This is a genomic window from Roseicyclus sp., assembly GCF_965662675.1.
Lineage (GTDB): Bacteria > Pseudomonadota > Alphaproteobacteria > Rhodobacterales > Rhodobacteraceae > Roseicyclus.
The window spans coordinates 1-15,802 of sequence record NZ_CBFIIK010000023.1 but is presented as its reverse complement, the minus strand read 5'-3'; the positions used below and the strand labels follow the sequence as shown (position 1 = coordinate 15,802).

Here is a 15,802-nt window from a genome sequence, read left to right as displayed (position 1 = left end):
CTGCCTGCCTTGATCGCATTCTATCTGACATCGCAGATAGCGCGGCGCAGGCGCGCCTCAATCGGGGCGCGGCACCCTGTCATTCTGTCGGCGGCGGAACCCGCCCGGCGGCAAGTCATCGGCGCGCCGCCGATGCGTGGTAGGCACGGCGATGCTGGCCGCGACAGGGGCGCTGCCGTGAAAGGCATAGCGCCCCCGCCCAGCGCGTTTCGCGTCGTAAAGTGCCGCATCGGCATCGGCCAAAAGCTGATCGAGGCCGGGGCGTTGCGGATATGTGCTGACCGCCGCGATCCCGATAGAGGCCGAAATACGACAAAGCTGTCCCCGATAGCTGACCGGGGCCTCGCAAGCAGCAATCAATCGCGTGGCGATCCGACCCAGATCTTCGGCGTCGGTGCAGTCGCGGATCAGGGCGATGAACTCGTCGCCACCCACGCGGGCGGCCATATCGCCCAGCCGCAGTTGGTGGCGCAGCACATAACCGACCCGCTCAAGCACCGCGTCGCCCGCAGCATGGCCAAAGCTGTCATTGACCCGCTTGAACAGGTCGAGGTCGATCTGCATCAGGCCGAAATCATGGGCATGGTCGGCCAAGGCGCGACTGATCTCGGCATCCATCGCCCGGCGATTGGCCAATCCGGTCAGCGGATCGGTCATGGCTTGCGCCTGCGCCTCTGCGCGGGCGCGCTGCAACCTCTCGGTCAGATGATGCGACAAGGTGGCAGCGGCGCTATTGGCCTCGTGGAGGTACAAAAGCTCGATGGTTTGATCGCATGGCGAGAAGTCATTCAGCGTCAATCCGAACTCTGCGACAGCGCGCGAGAACGACAGACCCAGCGAAAGGTCGAGCATCACCCCTGCTGCGTCGGGCAAGGCCACCGCCGCGCCGCGCAGCGGCAGATGCGGTGCTTGGGTCAAGATCAGCCCAAGGCGCTGGCCCGCCAAGGCGCGCAGCCCATCAAGGCTGTCGACCGCGCCGGGACGGCGGATCGTGATCAGCGCAAAGCCCGGTCGCCCACGCAGATCGCCCTGCCCCACCATCTTGGTCAAGGTCGGGCCCGCCCGGATCACATCACCATCGCCGCCGAGCCATAGATGCATCGGCAATAGCCGATCCAGCGCATCCCCGCACAGCCCGAGGATCGGCGACGGGCCATTGGCCGCGGCGCTCATCGGCGCACCTGCGCCAGCTCGAAACGGCGCCCCTTGGAAAAGGCCGCGTCGAAAAGCTGTATATCCAACCGCTCCATACCATTCTCGGCGATGGTGCCGAGGTTGACAAAGGCCAAGGTGCCGTAATCATCGGCCATCGCACGCAAGCACCCCGTCAAAATCGCCCCCGCCCCCGGCAGCGGCCATGCCGCGTCGATCAAGAACCGCCCGCCATCGGCACGTGTCACGGTGATCTGCGGCAGATCGAGATCGGGCAAGACAAGCCGCCCGCGTTCATCGAGATCCTCCAGCGCGTATAGGAAATCCTCGAAATGCGCGCCCGAGAACCGCAAAAGCCGCCGCAACGGCTCAAGATGGCGGTCGGTCACAAGCCAGATGCCGAAATCCTCCAACAGCGCGCCCAGATCCTTGTGCAGCACATGCGCCGCTGCATGGAAACAGGCCGATGTCATCGCATCGGGATAGCGCAACATCGCCTCGAAATCATCGAACGTCAGCCCGGCTTGGCTACGCACCTCGGCCCAGACATCTTCACCATAGGTCGTTGTCAAAAAGCCCTGAAGGGCACGGTTGACCATGCCATGCATCGCCGCTGCCTCGCGCGTTTACCCAAGCGCCAGTCGCGCCTTGCACCACAGGGTTAGGGGGCAAGGGTAAACATGAACTTGCCCAAAAGGGGCGAGAGCAAGGCAATTACCGCCGTTTCGCGGCGAAGGCGTCAGAAATCGGTGGGCGCGCCGCCTTCGGCTTTGCGGCGGGCGACGAAATCGGTCAGCTCTTCGCGGATCGCAATGTCCATGGGCGGCGCTTCGAACTCGTCCAGGATGCGCTTGTAGACGCCATGCGCGCGCTCGGCGCTCCACAGGCTGCCGGCGTTCTGCCATGCCTCGAAATTGCGCCAATCAGACAAGAAGGGGCTGTAGAAGGCCTCTTGATAGCGATCCTGGGTGTGCTGGCAGCCGAAATAATGCCCGCCGGGGCCGACCTCGGCGATGGCGGCGATGGCAAGATCGGCCTCGGTCGTGCCAAGGATCTGAGGCTCCATATAGCGTTGGAATTGCTGTAAGACTTCGCAATCCATCACGAATTTTTCGGGGCTGGCGATCAGCCCGCCCTCAAGCCAGCCGGCCGCGTGATAGACCATGTTGGTGCCCGATTGCACCGCCGCCCAGAGCGAATTCATCGTCTCCCACATCGACTGGCCATCGGGCACATTGGCCGCGCAGACCCCCGAGGACCGCAGCGGCAGGCCGTAGAACCGCGCCATCTGGCCAGTCATCTGTGTCGCGCGGATATATTCCGGCGTGCCAAAGGCGGGCGCGCCCGATTTCATGTCGACATTCGAGGTGAAGGTGCCGATCGCCACCGGGCAACCCGGCTTGATCCATTGCAAAAGCGCAATCGCGGCCAAGGCCTCGACGATCGAGAGCATCACCGCCCCCGACAGGGTGACGGGCGCCATGGCCCCGGCCAGCGTGAAGGGGGTGACGACCACGGGCTGGCCGCGCCGGGCGTGGCGCATCGCGCCGTCAAGCATCGGCCAGTCGTGCTTGAGCGGGCTGACCGAGTTGATGTTGGTATACATGCGCGGCGTGGCGTCGAACTCGGCATGGCTCAGCCCGCCCGCGATGCGCACCATCTCCATCACATCATCGACCCGCTCGGGGCCAAGCGAATAGGCATGCACCACCTTGTCCGTCAGCGTCAGCTTGTCGAAGAGGCAATCGAGATGGCGCACCCCCGCATGCACATCGACGGGTTCCACCGGATAGCCGCCCGCGAAATGGATGCAGTTGAAATACTGCGTCAGTTTGATGAACTCGCGGTAGGTTTCCAGATCGCCGGGCCGCTTGCCGCGCGCGAGATCCCACGCATTCGGCGGGGAGGAGACATTGCCAAACACGATATGCCCGTCGCCGATGGTGATCTGCTTGGCCGGGTTGCGCGGCGTCAGCGTGAAAGATGGGGGCGCCTTTGCAACCATCTCCTCGACGAAATGGCGGTCAAAGCGGACATTCTGCCCCTCGATCTTGCAGCCCGCGCGCTTGAGATGGGCCAGCGCCTCGTCATTGAGGAACTCGACCCCGATATCGGACAGAACCCGCATCGCGCCATCATGGATCGCCAGCACCCCCTCATGCGGCATGGGCTCGGTCGGGCGGTCGATGTTGCGCGGCACACGCCACGGCATCTGCTCGATCGCATGGGCGCTGCTGCGGGCGGTATTGGCCGCGCGGCCGCCCGAACGGCGGCGGCGGTTTGAAGGGTCGTCGGTCATTGGCTTTGCGTCTTTCTTGGGCGGTCTTGGGCGCGCACGCACCGATTGCGCCCCACCAGACCGCATCGGAAAGGTAACGGATTGCCCGTCTCCGACACTTGCCGTCGCATTTTCACAATTGGAAATGTAGCGCCCGATCAGCCCAGCGTGGCCAGCCAGCCGGGCAATTGGCCGATATCACGCAAGACCACATCGGCGTGGGGCGCCAGATCATCCATCCCTGCAACTCCTGTCAGCACACCCACCACGCGCATCCCCGCAGCGCGCCCTGCTTCGAGATCATGCAAGCTGTCACCCACCATCACGCAGACAGCCGGATCGAGCTTCACGGCACGCGCAAAGCCCAAGCACATGCCCGGATGCGGCTTGGCGCCGTGACCCGAATCATACCCGGCGATATAGGCGAAAAGATCGGTGATCTCGGCGAGTTCAAGCTGACGCCGGGCGGCGGCCTCGGCATCATTGGTGGCGATCCCCAAGGCAAGGCCGGCTTGCAAGAACTCACTCAGCAAGGGCCGCAAGGCCACAGCCGGCACCATCGCGGCACTGCGCGCGGCCTGCGCCAGCCAGTGTTCCAACGCGTCGAGATCGCGGCCGGGCAAATGCGGGGCCAAGGCCTCGGCCTGATCGCGGGCCGTTCCGGCAATCACCAAGCTATGGGGAAAAAACACACGGTTTTGCGCATCATACCCCAAGACATCCGTCAAACGGTCAAAGCGTGCGCCATCGCCATCGGCCAAGATCGTGATCAGATCATGCGCCCAGCCGCCCCAGCTTTGCTGGAAATCGAACAATGTACCGTCCTTGTCGAAAAGTAGACCCTTGATCATCGCGCGCCCTGCCCCTGTTGCCGCTGTGCCTCCGCTGCTGGCCGGTCTCGCAAAAACAGGTGACAGCACGGCGGTGACTGCTTATAGCGCGTCATCACGATGGACGGTACACGACAAAAATTCGGCCTGCATGACAGCGTCGGTCACCACATTTCCCGCACGGCACGCATCGTCGAGCGCCGGGTAGAGGGCAATTTGCGCCGCTTCGGGATGACCCGGGTGGAATGGTGCGTGCTGGTCGCAGTGGCCGAAGAAGGCAAGAAAAACCCCTCGGATATCGCGAATTTCGTGGGTATCGACCGTACCGCCACCTCGCGCGCGCTGCGCCAGCTCGAGGCCAACGGGGTGATCGAACGCAAGATGGGCCGCGATGATCGGCGCACCACCGAGGTAGGGCTGACCGCGAAAGGGACCGCGCAATTCAATGCGGCCCTGCCCATGTGTCATGCAGCGACGCAGCATTTCCACGCGAAACTCAGCATCGACGAGCTTGATATGCTGCGCGCGCTTTTGGCCAAGCTTGCGGCAGACGAGCTTCCTTGAGCCGCGCCATCATGTCCAAGACGGAAGATCACCACCGGGCAGGGCCGCACGGATCGCCATGATCTGTTCGGGTGGCCAACCTTGATCGGTGGCGCAATCGATCACCCAGACATCATCCATCATCACGAAATCCACCACCGAGGCGAGGAATTCCGCCTCGCCCGCCCGCGCACGCAGATCATCCTCGCTGGCCCCCGTAGCCCCCAGAAAAACCGGGAGCAATTCCGCTTGCCCGGCCAGCCAGCCCAGCATGCCCATCGCACGGATTTCGGCCATTTCTTGCTTCATCCCAAAGTTCCGTTCATGGGTTAAAGAGTTTGTTAACCATTCCAGCCCAAAACAAGACTATAGTATGATGAGCCTCGCAGCACGGGGCGCTTGTAAGTGTATGTTGAGTATCTGGTGAGAGGCGCGCATGACAGGGCGAATTCTGGTCGTTGACGATGTGGCCACGAACCGCATCGTGATGAAGGTAAAGCTGGCCTCTGCCTGCTATGCCGTCGACCAAGCCGATTGTGGCGCCGATGCCCTGATCGCCGCGCGCGAGACCCAGCCGGATCTGATCTTGCTCGACGTCGTCATGCCCGACATGTCCGGCCTCGATGTCTGCAAGCAGTTGAAATCCGATCCTGAAACCGCCGACATTCCGATCATCTTGATCACCGCGGTCGCCGATCGCGACAACAAGATGGCCGGGCTTGAAGCGGGGGCCGATGATTTTCTGACCAAACCCGTCGACGAGGTAACGCTTTTGGCGCGGGTACGCTCGCTCTTGCGCGCGCGCGACACGGCGCGCGAATTGCGCAAGCGCGGCGCCTCGGCTTTGGGCTTCGCCGAGGCTGCCGCCCATTTCACCGCGCCGCAAAAACCGGGGCGCATCGCGCTGATCGCGCCGGGGCCGAAGGGTGCGGTATTGTGGAAAACCGCGCTTGACGACCGCTTTGGGGGCGAGGTGTCGGTGCTGCCGCGTGATGCGGCCTTGACCGGCTTCGGCAATGACGAGTCCGATGCACCCGATGTTTTCGTGATCGCCGCCGATCTGACCCATCGCAACGAAGGCCTGCGGCTTTTGTCGGACCTGCGCTCGCGGCCCGGCACGCGCAATGCGGCCAGCGTGATGATCCTGCCCGAAGGCGATAGCGAGCGGGCGGCCATCGCGCTCGACCTCGGGGCGCATGATATTCTTTACGACAGCTTCGATGCGCAAGAGCTGGCACTGCGCATCCGCACCCAGCTGGACCGCAAGCGCCAAGCCGACCGGCTGCGCGCCTCGGTCGAGGCGGGGCTGGAAATGGCCGTGACCGATAGCCTGACGGGGCTACACAACCGCCGCTACGCGATGTTCCAGCTTGACCGGATGATCGCGCAGACCGGGCGAGGTGTGGCGGTGATGTTGCTCGATATCGATCACTTCAAGCGGATCAACGACAGTTTCGGCCATTCCGTCGGTGACCGGGTGCTCAGCCTTGTGGCGCGGCGGCTGCGCGCGCAGCTGCGCGGCTCGGACCTGATCGCGCGGATCGGTGGCGAGGAATTCTTGGTCGCCCTGCACGATAGCGACGGGGCGACGGCCCTTGATTGCGCCGAAAGATTGCGCGCCGCCATCGGCGAGACCGAGTTCATCTTGCGCGGCGATACCCCGCCCTTGTCGGTCACGATCAGTATCGGGCTTGCACTGTCGAGATCGGGCGGCGGGGACAGCGCGCAAAGCTTGATCGATCATGCCGATGTGGCGCTCTACGGGGCGAAATCGCATGGTCGCGACAAGGTCACGCTGGCCCCGCGCAGCGCCGCTTGACTGCACAAGCGCAGCGCTAACGCGCGTCGCGATGCCCGCCCATGCGCCGCAAAGCGCGCGCAAACCGGTCAGCCAGGGCCGCCCGCTCGGTCGCGGGCATCTGCGCGATCTGGTCGAGCAAGGCGTCATGGCTGATGCTTTGCAATGTCTCGGTCGCATCGCGCATCCGCGCCAATGCCGCCCCGGCCGCGGCCCGGTCGAAAGGTTCGGCGCGCAGCGCTTGTCCCAGCGCGCTCAAACCCTCGCCCAAGGCGCGCCGTTCCGCCCGCAATGCCGCGCGATCGATGCGCGTGGCGAACCCCGCCCGATCCTCGCGCGAGAGGGCCATCGCGAAAGGGCCAAGCCCCAAGGCGCGCAAGCGTGGATCATCGCGGTCGCCGTTCGGGCCAAAGCCGATGGCGGCCCCCGCGATAAGGCCCACCACCGCCAGATTGACCGCCAATGATAGCGCCAGTGCGATCTTGAGGCCGCGGCCCGCAGGCCTCGCTGTGACAATGGGTTTGGAATGTTCAGACATCGCTCGCATCCTCCCACAACAAGCCGATCTCGGGCAGCGCGCCCAGATCGCCCGTCCAGACCCCGATCTGCCCCCCCGAGAGGCCATCAACAAGATCAGGCGCGAGAATGCCCAAGGTCAAACCCGCAATACCGGCCAGTGTCACTCCGGACAAAGCCGGCCAACCACCCAGCGCTGCGCTGATCTGGGCCAACCAACCGAAGCGCGGCTGACGCGGCGGCGCGGGGTGCATCGCCGCTTGCACCATCGCCGCATCGGCCAGTACCCGCGCGCTGAGCGCCGAAGAAACGGGTTCGCCCCCACGCGCTTGGCGCAAAAGCTGATCGAACTGGTCCGCGTCACGCTCAATTGTCATAGCCCAAGGTCTCCTTGCTGCCGGAAAGCGCCGCTTGCAGCGCGCGCTTGCCACGGGCGGTAAGGCTTTCCACGGCCTCCACACCCAAATCCAGTATCATCGCGATCTCGGGGTTCGATAGCCCCTCGATATGGCGCAACACCACCGCTTGGCGCTGCCGCTCAGGCAGGCGGGCCAAGGCCGCGTCCAAGGCCGCCATCCGGTCGCCCGCGATCATGCGCGCCTCGATGCCGGGGGTGTCATCGCTGTAGCGATCCGCTTCATCGGTCAGCGCGCTTTGGCCTGCCTTGCGCAAACGATCGGTGCAAAGATTGGCCACCACCCGGTAGAGCCATGTCGCAGGCGCGGCCGGTCCGTCTTGTTGCCAATCGGCGGCGGCGCGCCAAAGCCGCAGCATCGCCTCTTGCGCGACATCCTCGGCCTCGGTCCGGTCGCCAAGCACCCGCGCCGCATGGCCGAGCGCACGCGGCAAAAGCCTTTCGGTCAATAGCCGCGCCGCCCCCGGATCGCCATTGGCGAAGAGGACCATCAAGGCCCCGTCGGACAGGGCGGCATATGCGGGCGGATCGCCTGACATGGGTCTACCTAGCGCCGCTTGGCGCATAGGGGAATGCGCGGCGCATCGGTTGCGCCGCGCCACAATCACTCAGCCGCGCCAGAAGCCGTGACCGCCACGCCGTTCGCCATGCTCACCGCCACGCCGACCCATGCCGCCCCTTGCCTGCTCAAGCTCTTCGGCGCTCAGGCTGCCATTGTCATCGGCATCCAAACGTTCGAACATCCGCGCCATGCGGTCCGCGCGACGGCCATCTTGCATGGCGGCGATCTCTTCGGCGCTGAGTATGCCATCGCTATTGCCATCGGCCCGCGCCAGCATCCGGTCGATCTGTTCGGAAGCGCGCACTGTGGCCGCGGCGATCAACTCATCACGGCTGAGGTCGCCATCGCCATTGGTATCGGCGCGGGCAAGCATTCCCGCAGGGCCGACCTGCATTTCTTCCAAGGTGATCGCACCATCGCCGTCATGATCCATCTGCGAGAACCCCATCGCGCCGCGCATCGGCTGATCGGCATGGGCGGGCAGTGCAAGCGCCAGCGGGATGAGGATCGCCAAAGTGCCTGTCTTGAGCGTGAACATGTGCAAATCTCCTGTGTGCATCGTGTTTCTGAGGCTTCCACGCAGAGCGGCGCGATTTCCGTCGCAAGTTTTTTGCGCCCCGCGACAAGCATGCACTGGACCTAGGGCGCGGCACGCCGCATCTAAGGGGGATGCAAGACACCGATACCGATCCCGCATTGCGCCCCGAGTTCCTGCCCGGCCCGCCCGAGCGCCCCGCCCTGCCCGCGATCGCCAAGGGCATGCGCGGGCGCTGCCCCAGCTGCGGCGAGGGTGCGTTGTTCCAAGGCTACCTGACGCTGGCCAAGCGCTGCGCGCATTGCGACGAAGACCTCAGCCATGCGCGCGCCGATGATGGGCCGGCTTATCTCTCGATCCTGTTGACCGCCAAGGTCATGGGAACGCTGCAATTATTCACCTATGATCTGTTGCGGCCCGATCCTTGGGTCATGGCGGTCAGCTTTTCACTGGGGGTGGTGGCGATGGCGCTGTTCTTGCTGCCACGCTTCAAGGGGCTGATCGTGGGCGTGCAATGGGCCAAGCGGATGCACGGGTTTTGACCGACAAATCGGCCATCCGCGATGCGGCAACCGTGATCGTGCTGCGCGATGCGGCGACGCGGCCGCGCGTCTTGATGGGCCAGCGCGGCAAGGATGCGGCCTTCTTGCCATCGAAATTCGTCTTTCCCGGCGGCGCGGTGGATGCGGTGGATCACAGCATTCCCTTGGCCGCGCCCGCGCGGCCCGATTGTGCCGCGGCATTGGCGCGCGACAGCGATATCGATCCGGCCGCACTCATCGCGGCGGCGACGCGCGAATTATGGGAAGAAACCGGCCTTTTGGTCGGGGCACCCGATCAGCGCGCGCAAGCGCTTCACGCCCCACAAGGTTGGCGCGGCTATATCGCGACCGGCCATTTGCCCGATGGGGAAAGCGCGCGCTTCTTGTTCCGCGCGATCACGCCCCCCGGCCGACCACGCCGTTTCGATGCGCGGTTTTTCTTGATCGATGCAGGCTCGCTGCGCAACGACCCCGATGATCTGAGCCGGGCCGAGGATGAATTGGCCCATCTGCATTGGGTCGCACTGGACACGGTGCGCGGGCTGGACATGCCCTTCATCACCGAGGTGGTCTTGGCCGAATTGGCGGCCCAGCTAGACGGGCGTGCGACCCAAGGTGTGCCGTTTTTCGACAATCGCGCCGATGTCAGCCGCTTTTGGCGTTTGTGACGATGCGATCCGCGCTCAGAGCCCGAAGGCATAGGCCCCGAGCGATAGCCAAAGTGGCATGATCGCAAAGGCCAAGAGTGTCTGAACCGTGATCATCGCGGCCATCAGCGGTGCATCACCGCCCAATTGACGCGCCAGCGTATACGCCGCCACCCCGGTGGGCAGCGCGCCGTAGATCAGCGCCACTTGTGCCGTCAGGGGCGGCAGATCGAGCGCAAGGGCCAAGCCAAGGATCACAGCGGGGAAAAGCGCCAATTTTCCCATCGCCGCCAAACCCATCGGCAAAAGTTCGGCCTGAAGTCCACGCAGCTTGAGGCTTGCGCCGACGCACAAGAGCATGATCGGCAGCGCCGCTTGGCCCAAAACCGACAGCGTCTCTTGCAGCACAGGGATCGGTGCGAAGCCCAGCTTGTTCACCAGCCCCGCCGCCAAGATCGACAAGATCAGCGGATTGGTCGCAAGGCTGCGTGCCGCCCCCCACAGCACCGACCCACCCGGCCGCGGCATCAGCACGGCAAAAAGGCCCACGACGGTCAGGTTGACCACCGGCACCAAGACCGCCGCCCCCAGAACCGCCAGTTGCAGCGCGGGATGGCCGTAAAGCGCCTCGGCCACGGCCAGCGCGATGAAGGTGTTGAACCGCCCCGCCCCTTGCAGGATCGAGGTCGCCTGTGGCGCGGGATAGCGCAGCAAGACCGCCATCGCCGTGCCCGCCAAGACGGCGGCGAAAAACCCGCCGTAAAGCGTGGCGGCAAAGGGAATCAGATCGGGATCGGACAGATCGGCCTCGGAAATACGGACGAAAAAGAGCGCCGGCATCAGCACGAAATAGACCAAGCGGTCATTGAGCAGCCAAAACTCTTCGGAGGGGATGCCGCCACGGCGCAAGGCGTAGCCGGTCACGATCAACAGGAAAATCGGCGCGATGGATAGCGCGATGGCGATCATACCCATTCCCCCAGAAAGATCAGCAAGATCGAGGCGACCAGCAAGACAAGCCCCGCGATTTCCTTGCCGCTGGACCGCTCGCGCAGCCAAAAGACCGAGAAGAGGAAGGTAAAGACCAACTCCACCTGCCCCAGCGCCTTGACATAGGCCGCCGTCTGCAGGGCAAAGGCGGTGAACCAGCCAAGGCTGCCCAGCATCGAGGTAAAGCCAACCATAGCCGAGACCCGCCATGCCGCCGCGACGCGCGCGATCTGGCCCGCCTCGCGCCACGCCAGCCACAGGCCCAAACTCACGGTCTGCACGCAGGTTGCCGTCAAAAGGGCGGTGGCGGCGCGCAACACCTCATCGCCGCCGATCAGGCTGAGCGTGGCACCCCGGTAGCAGACCGCCGACACCCCGAAGAGCAGCCCCGACAACAACCCAAAGCCGGAAGCCGCGTTGAAAATCCGCGCCTGCCAGCGCAAGGTGACTTCGGTCTTGGGCGGATCGGACAGCAAGATCACCCCGACGAAACCCAGCGCGATGGCCATGACGGCAAAGGATGAGACCGCCTCGCCCAGCACGACCAGCCCGATCAGCGCGGTCAGGATCACCTCGGTCTTGCACAAGGTGACGCCGACCGCGAAATTGCGCCGCCCGAACAGCGCCACGACACAGGCCGTGGCCAACATCTGGGCAATGGCGCCCGTCACCGCATAGGCCCAAAAGGCGGGTGTCGCGCCGGGCAGGGCCTGCCCCGTCAGCCACAGCCATAGTCCCAGCGCCAAGGCGACGAAAGGCATGGCAAAGGCAAAGCGCGCCCAGGTCGCGCCCATGGTCGACAGCGTCGTCACCCGCAAATGCCGCTGCAGCAAGAACCGCAGGTTTTGCATGAACGCGGCAAAGATGGTGGCGGTGATCCAGAACGGCATGCGCGCTCACATGCGCCCTAAGCCGGGCCGCTGCAAATCATTTTTGCTGGGTTTCGGGTGTGGGGAAAAACGGATGGGCCACAGGTTCCTTGGCGCGCAGCAAATGACGCCGGGCGATGGTGGCGTAATTCGGATAGGCATAGCCGCCATTGCGCGCCAGGTAACGGTCGCGGTTGGCGCGGTAATGACCGGGCAGCCGGTACCACGGTAGGCGCGGATGCATGTGATGGACGACATGCAGGTTGTTGTTGAGAAACAGGAATGCCAGCGGGCCGCGATCTTCGATAATCGCCGTCCGCCCCGAAGCGCGGGCATGCGCCTGATGCTCAAGGAACGTACGGATCTTGAGCAGCCCAAGCCCGCCATAGCAAGCGACGAGATAGGCCCAGAGCGGCATGGGCGAGGCGAACACCAGCGCCATCAACACAGCCGTCACCGGAATATGCCACAGCCAAGCGCGCAGCACCGCCCTGTCACCGGCCATGATCGCGCGCCAATCACCCGCCATGAAGGCGATCTGCCCGATCAGCGGACCAAGCACGACACGACCCAAAAGCGTGTTATTGGCCTTCAGAACCGCTCGGTACCAGCCCGGCAGCCGCGCCCAGACCGCCGGGTCCAGATAGGCGCTTTCGGGGTCATCATAGGGATCGGTCAGATTGGCGTCATCGTGATGGGCCAAATGCGTGTCGCGAAAGCGCTGGTATGGCACGCAAAGATTGAATGATGCGAAAACCAAGGCCTCGCTCAGGCTGCGTGACGCGAAAGGGTGGCCGTGCAACACCTCATGCTGAAGCGAGGATTGCAGCGTGATCACCAAGATCAACACGGCCATGGCCAGCGTCGTGCTGATCATGGGCAGCCAGAATAATCCGATGAAAAGCGCGAGATAGCTTGCCGCGATCAATGCCAGCGTCGGCCATTCGACCCGCATGGGGCCCTCGATCCCTGAAACCGGGTTGTTCCGGCAGGTTCACACTTATGTGATCTTGCATCTGCAGCGCAGTCGGGGTTTTCTCTCCACAAATGCAACATTGTTGAGTAACCAAAACAATGCAAAACTTATCCGACAAGCGCCGGATCGCCGCGACTTTTCGCGACCGGCTATCGGCGGCGCTGATGACATCGGGGATCAGCCGGGCGGGTTTGGCACGCGCAGTCGGTGTGGATCGGTCTAGCGTTACCCAAATGCTGGCCGAGGGCGACACGCGCATGCCCGGTGGCCATGTCGTGGCCGCCTGCGCCCAAGCACTGGATGTGTCGGCCGATTGGCTTTTGGGGTTGACCAACCGTCCCGAACAAGCGGGCGCGCTTTTGGATAGCTCGTTCTCGATTTCCGAGACTGGACGGGCAACCGGCCTGGACGACCAGATCTTCGCCTGGCATCGCGAGGCCGAGGGCTACAAGATCCGCCATGTGCCCGCAACATTGCCCGACATGCTCAAGACCAACGCGATGCTGCGCTGGGAATATGCCCCCGTCACCCATCGCAGACCCGATGCCGCAATCGATGCCGCTGCCGAGCGGCTGGATTGGATGCGGCTCTCCGAAAGCGATTACGAGATCGCCATCGCGCTTCACGAATTGGAAAGCTTCGCGCGCGCCGAAGGTTATTACACGGGTCTGAGCGCCGAGATCCGCCGGGCGCAGCTGGATTGGCTGTTGGAGATCTACACGCAATTCTACCCCAGCTTGCGGATTTTCCTCTTCGATGCGCGCCAGCTATGGTCGGCGCCGGTCACGGTCTTCGGCCCGAAGATGGCGGTGATCTATCTGGGCCAGCATTTCTTGGCCTTTCGCGATCGCGACCGGGTGCGCACGCTGAGCCAGCATTTCGACTGGCTGGTGCGCGAGGCGACGGTATCGGCGCGCGCCGTGCCCGATCATCTGCGTGCCTTGCGCGCGGCTTTGGACGATTGATCGGAGCAGGAGCGGGGCGCCCGCGTCGGGCCACAATAGGGGCCCGCCTTGGCGCGCTTCCGCTGGCCAGGTTGCGCGTAATCTGCGGGCGGTTAAGCCACTGGCAAGGTCCGAGGCCTCCGGCGGGAGTATTTGGAAAGCAAAGATAGGAAAGGTCGCCCCCCGCCCCGATCCTTGCGGCTTCGGGGCGGAGGGCGCGCCATCTTCGCTTGCGGTCATCGGCTCTCCAGCCTGTACCGCGTCGACAGATTAGGCACTGAAAGGTAAAGAAAGGCTAAAGGGCCCTCTTTGCTTCAAAAATACTCCGGGGGGGTCGCGGCACGCGACGGGGGGCAGGCCCCCCGCCCCGCTCCGTCAGGCCCTGATGCCTGCGAATTGCGCGGCCCAAGCGGCGCGGGTCTCGTCATCTATCTTGGCGAACATCACCTCTGGCACGTTAAAGGCGTGGCCGGGTGCCAAGGCGTGGAGGGCCGTTTCGGCGGCTTCGGGCCAAGCGATATCCACCCCCATCGCGCCCGCCATGGTGGCGGCGGCATCGGGGATGAAGGGGGCCGAGAGACCCGCGTAGAAAGGGATCAGGTTCAGCGCGAAACGTGTCATCGCGGCGGCGCGGTCGGGATCGTCCTTGAACACCGTCCATGGCCCTGCTGCTTGCAGGTATTCATTGCCCGCAACCCAGATCGCGCGCAATTCTGCCGCGGCCTTGCGGATGTCGATCGCGTCCATATGCGCCTGATAGCGCTCGAGCCGCGCTTGCAGATCGGCGATCAGCGCCGTTTCCTGCGGCCCATACGCGCCGCCCGCAGGCACGACCTCGCCGAACTTGGCGCGACAGAACTTGGTGATGCGGCTGACGAAATTGCCCAAGACATCGGCCAGATCCTTGTTCACATCTTGCTGGAAGGCCTCCCATGTGAACTCGCTGTCCGAGGTTTCGGGGGCATGGCTGAGAAGCCACCAGCGCCAGTAATCGGCGGGCAGGATCGAGAGCGCCTGATCCATGAAGACGCCGCGCCCTTGGGAGGTGCTGAACTGGCCGCCGTCATAATTCAGGTAGTTGAAGGATTTGATGTAATCGACCAGCTTCCACGGCTCGCCCGAGCCGAGGATCGTCGCAGGGAAGGAGAGTGTGTGGAACGGCACGTTGTCCTTGCCCATGAACTGCACATAGCGCACGTCGCCCGCGCCCTTGTCGGTGCGCCACCAGCGTTCCCAATCCGCGCCTTTGCCCGCATCGACCCATTCGGCCGCGCAGGCGATATATTCGATGGGCGCGTCGAACCAGACATAGAAGACCTTGCCCTCCATCCCCGGCCAAGGCTGGTCGCCCTTCCTCACCGGGATGCCCCAGTCGAGGTCGCGGGTGATGCCGCGATCTTGCAAGCCCTCGCCGTCATTGAGCCATTTCTTGGCGATCGAGGTGGTCAGCACCGGCCAGTCGGTCTTGCTCTCGATCCATGCGCTCAGCTCGTCGCGCATGGCGGACTGGCGCAGGTAGAGGTGCTTGGTCTCGCGCACCTCGAGGTCGGTCGATCCTGAAATCGCCGAGCGCGGGTTGATCAGATCGGTCGGATCAAGCTGCTTGGTGCAATTCTCGCACTGATCGCCGCGCGCCTTGTCATAGCCGCAATTGGGGCAGGTGCCTTCGATGTAGCGGTCGGGCAGAAAGCGCCTGTCGGCGTGGGAATAGACCTGTTTTTCGCTGACCTCGCGGATCAGACCGGCCTCGGCCAGCTTTCCGGCGAAATGCTGGGTCAGGCGGTGGTTCTGGGGGCTCGACGACCGCCCGAAATGATCGAAAGACAGGCGAAACCCTTGCGCCAGTTCCGCCTGCACCGCCCACATCTCGGCGCAATATTCTTCGACGGGCTTGCCTGCCTTGGCCGCCGCCAACTCGGCCGGGGTGCCGTGTTCGTCGGTTGCGCATAGGAACAAGACCTCAGCACCGCGCGCGCGCATGTAGCGGGCGTAGAGATCGGCGGGCAGCTGGCTTCCCACCAGATTGCCCAAATGCTTGATCCCGTTAATATAGGGGATCGCCGATGTGATCAGAATGCGTGCCATCAGGGCCTCCGGGATGCGCTTGGCCCCCGTTTAGCGCCGCATGAGGCCAGAGGCCAGAGGGCAGCCGCTATTGGGCCGTATAGCCCCCATCGACCAGATGGTAAGAGCCCGTGATGAAGG

The 15,802-nt window shown here is 64.1% G+C and carries 18 protein-coding genes; 5 read left to right on the top strand and 13 right to left on the bottom strand.

Going from position 1 to position 15,802, the window contains the following annotated elements; translation table 11 throughout:
- Positions 1-57: 57 nt before the first annotated feature.
- The 4 genes from ACTG4J_RS06060 to ACTG4J_RS06045 all read right to left on the bottom strand — a co-directional run bounded on the left by ACTG4J_RS06060 (position 58) and on the right by ACTG4J_RS06045 (position 4,281).
- Positions 58-1,173, bottom strand: a complete 1,116-nt coding sequence (locus ACTG4J_RS06060; RefSeq protein WP_439137947.1) for a diguanylate cyclase domain-containing protein — start codon at positions 1,171-1,173, stop codon at positions 58-60.
- Positions 1,170-1,751 carry a heme NO-binding domain-containing protein gene (locus tag ACTG4J_RS06055; protein ID WP_439137945.1) on the bottom strand — a complete coding sequence of 194 codons (582 nt, stop codon included), beginning with the start codon at positions 1,749-1,751 and terminating at the stop codon, positions 1,170-1,172. Before ACTG4J_RS06055 ends, ACTG4J_RS06060 begins: the two co-directional genes overlap by 4 nt.
- A gap of 140 nt (positions 1,752-1,891) precedes the next feature.
- Entirely contained in the window at positions 1,892-3,451 is a 1,560-nt protein-coding gene (locus ACTG4J_RS06050) for a trimethylamine methyltransferase family protein (RefSeq protein ID WP_439137944.1), read from the bottom strand.
- A gap of 137 nt (positions 3,452-3,588) precedes the next feature.
- A complete protein-coding gene (locus ACTG4J_RS06045) occupies positions 3,589-4,281 on the bottom strand; it encodes an HAD family hydrolase (protein WP_439137942.1) in 693 nt (230 codons plus the stop codon).
- A gap of 99 nt (positions 4,282-4,380) precedes the next feature.
- On the opposite strand from ACTG4J_RS06045, the gene ACTG4J_RS06040 reads away from it, so the two are divergent.
- On the top strand, positions 4,381-4,824 hold the full coding sequence (locus ACTG4J_RS06040) for a MarR family winged helix-turn-helix transcriptional regulator (RefSeq protein WP_439137940.1): 444 nt from the start codon (positions 4,381-4,383) through the stop codon (positions 4,822-4,824).
- A gap of 9 nt (positions 4,825-4,833) precedes the next feature.
- On the opposite strand, the gene ACTG4J_RS06035 is transcribed toward ACTG4J_RS06040, so the two are convergent.
- Positions 4,834-5,112, bottom strand: a complete 279-nt coding sequence (locus ACTG4J_RS06035) for a DUF3572 domain-containing protein (RefSeq protein WP_439137939.1) — start codon at positions 5,110-5,112, stop codon at positions 4,834-4,836.
- Positions 5,113-5,239: 127 nt separating this feature from the next.
- Between ACTG4J_RS06035 and ACTG4J_RS06030 the strand changes: the two genes are divergently transcribed.
- Positions 5,240-6,622: a diguanylate cyclase gene (locus tag ACTG4J_RS06030; RefSeq protein ID WP_439137937.1), complete on the top strand. Its 1,383-nt coding sequence runs from the start codon at positions 5,240-5,242 to the stop codon at positions 6,620-6,622.
- Between the two features lie 16 nt (positions 6,623-6,638).
- Here ACTG4J_RS06030 and ACTG4J_RS06025 read toward each other — a convergent pair whose 3' ends face one another.
- The 4 genes from ACTG4J_RS06025 to ACTG4J_RS06010 all read right to left on the bottom strand — a co-directional run bounded on the left by ACTG4J_RS06025 (position 6,639) and on the right by ACTG4J_RS06010 (position 8,632).
- Positions 6,639-7,139: a periplasmic heavy metal sensor gene (locus ACTG4J_RS06025; RefSeq protein ID WP_439137936.1), complete on the bottom strand. Its 501-nt coding sequence runs from the start codon at positions 7,137-7,139 to the stop codon at positions 6,639-6,641.
- Positions 7,132-7,494 (bottom strand): hypothetical protein, encoded by a 363-nt coding sequence (locus tag ACTG4J_RS06020; protein WP_439137935.1) that lies wholly within the window; start codon positions 7,492-7,494, stop codon positions 7,132-7,134. Before ACTG4J_RS06020 ends, ACTG4J_RS06025 begins: the two co-directional genes overlap by 8 nt.
- Positions 7,484-8,071, bottom strand: a complete 588-nt coding sequence (locus ACTG4J_RS06015) for an RNA polymerase sigma factor (RefSeq protein WP_439137934.1) — start codon at positions 8,069-8,071, stop codon at positions 7,484-7,486. Before ACTG4J_RS06015 ends, ACTG4J_RS06020 begins: the two co-directional genes overlap by 11 nt.
- Positions 8,072-8,140: 69 nt before the next feature.
- Positions 8,141-8,632: an EF-hand domain-containing protein gene (locus ACTG4J_RS06010; protein WP_439137932.1), complete on the bottom strand. Its 492-nt coding sequence runs from the start codon at positions 8,630-8,632 to the stop codon at positions 8,141-8,143.
- 131 nt (positions 8,633-8,763) lie between these two features.
- Between ACTG4J_RS06010 and ACTG4J_RS06005 the strand changes: the two genes are divergently transcribed.
- Positions 8,764-9,171, top strand: a complete 408-nt coding sequence (locus ACTG4J_RS06005) for a DUF983 domain-containing protein (protein ID WP_439137931.1) — start codon at positions 8,764-8,766, stop codon at positions 9,169-9,171.
- Positions 9,144-9,839, top strand: coding sequence for an NUDIX hydrolase (locus ACTG4J_RS06000; RefSeq protein WP_439137929.1), 696 nt, complete (start codon positions 9,144-9,146; stop codon positions 9,837-9,839). Before ACTG4J_RS06005 ends, ACTG4J_RS06000 begins: the two co-directional genes overlap by 28 nt.
- Positions 9,840-9,854: 15 nt before the next feature.
- Here the strand turns inward: ACTG4J_RS06000 and ACTG4J_RS05995 are convergent, their stop codons facing one another.
- The 3 genes from ACTG4J_RS05995 to ACTG4J_RS05985 are packed head-to-tail and all read right to left on the bottom strand — an operon-like array spanning position 9,855 to position 12,632.
- Positions 9,855-10,793 carry an AEC family transporter gene (locus tag ACTG4J_RS05995; RefSeq protein WP_439137927.1) on the bottom strand — a complete coding sequence of 313 codons (939 nt, stop codon included), beginning with the start codon at positions 10,791-10,793 and terminating at the stop codon, positions 9,855-9,857.
- Positions 10,784-11,698: an EamA family transporter gene (locus tag ACTG4J_RS05990; RefSeq protein ID WP_439137926.1), complete on the bottom strand. Its 915-nt coding sequence runs from the start codon at positions 11,696-11,698 to the stop codon at positions 10,784-10,786. The genes ACTG4J_RS05995 and ACTG4J_RS05990 overlap by 10 nt, the downstream gene beginning before the upstream one ends.
- A gap of 37 nt (positions 11,699-11,735) precedes the next feature.
- A complete protein-coding gene (locus tag ACTG4J_RS05985; RefSeq protein ID WP_439137924.1) occupies positions 11,736-12,632 on the bottom strand; it encodes a fatty acid desaturase in 897 nt (298 codons plus the stop codon).
- Positions 12,633-12,751: 119 nt separating this feature from the next.
- Between ACTG4J_RS05985 and ACTG4J_RS05980 the strand changes: the two genes are divergently transcribed.
- Positions 12,752-13,618, top strand: a complete 867-nt coding sequence (locus ACTG4J_RS05980; protein WP_439137923.1) for a helix-turn-helix domain-containing protein — start codon at positions 12,752-12,754, stop codon at positions 13,616-13,618.
- Between the two features lie 354 nt (positions 13,619-13,972).
- Here ACTG4J_RS05980 and metG read toward each other — a convergent pair whose 3' ends face one another.
- On the bottom strand, positions 13,973-15,682 hold the full coding sequence (metG, locus tag ACTG4J_RS05975; protein ID WP_439137921.1) for a methionine--tRNA ligase: 1,710 nt from the start codon (positions 15,680-15,682) through the stop codon (positions 13,973-13,975).
- Positions 15,683-15,802 lie beyond the last annotated feature (120 nt).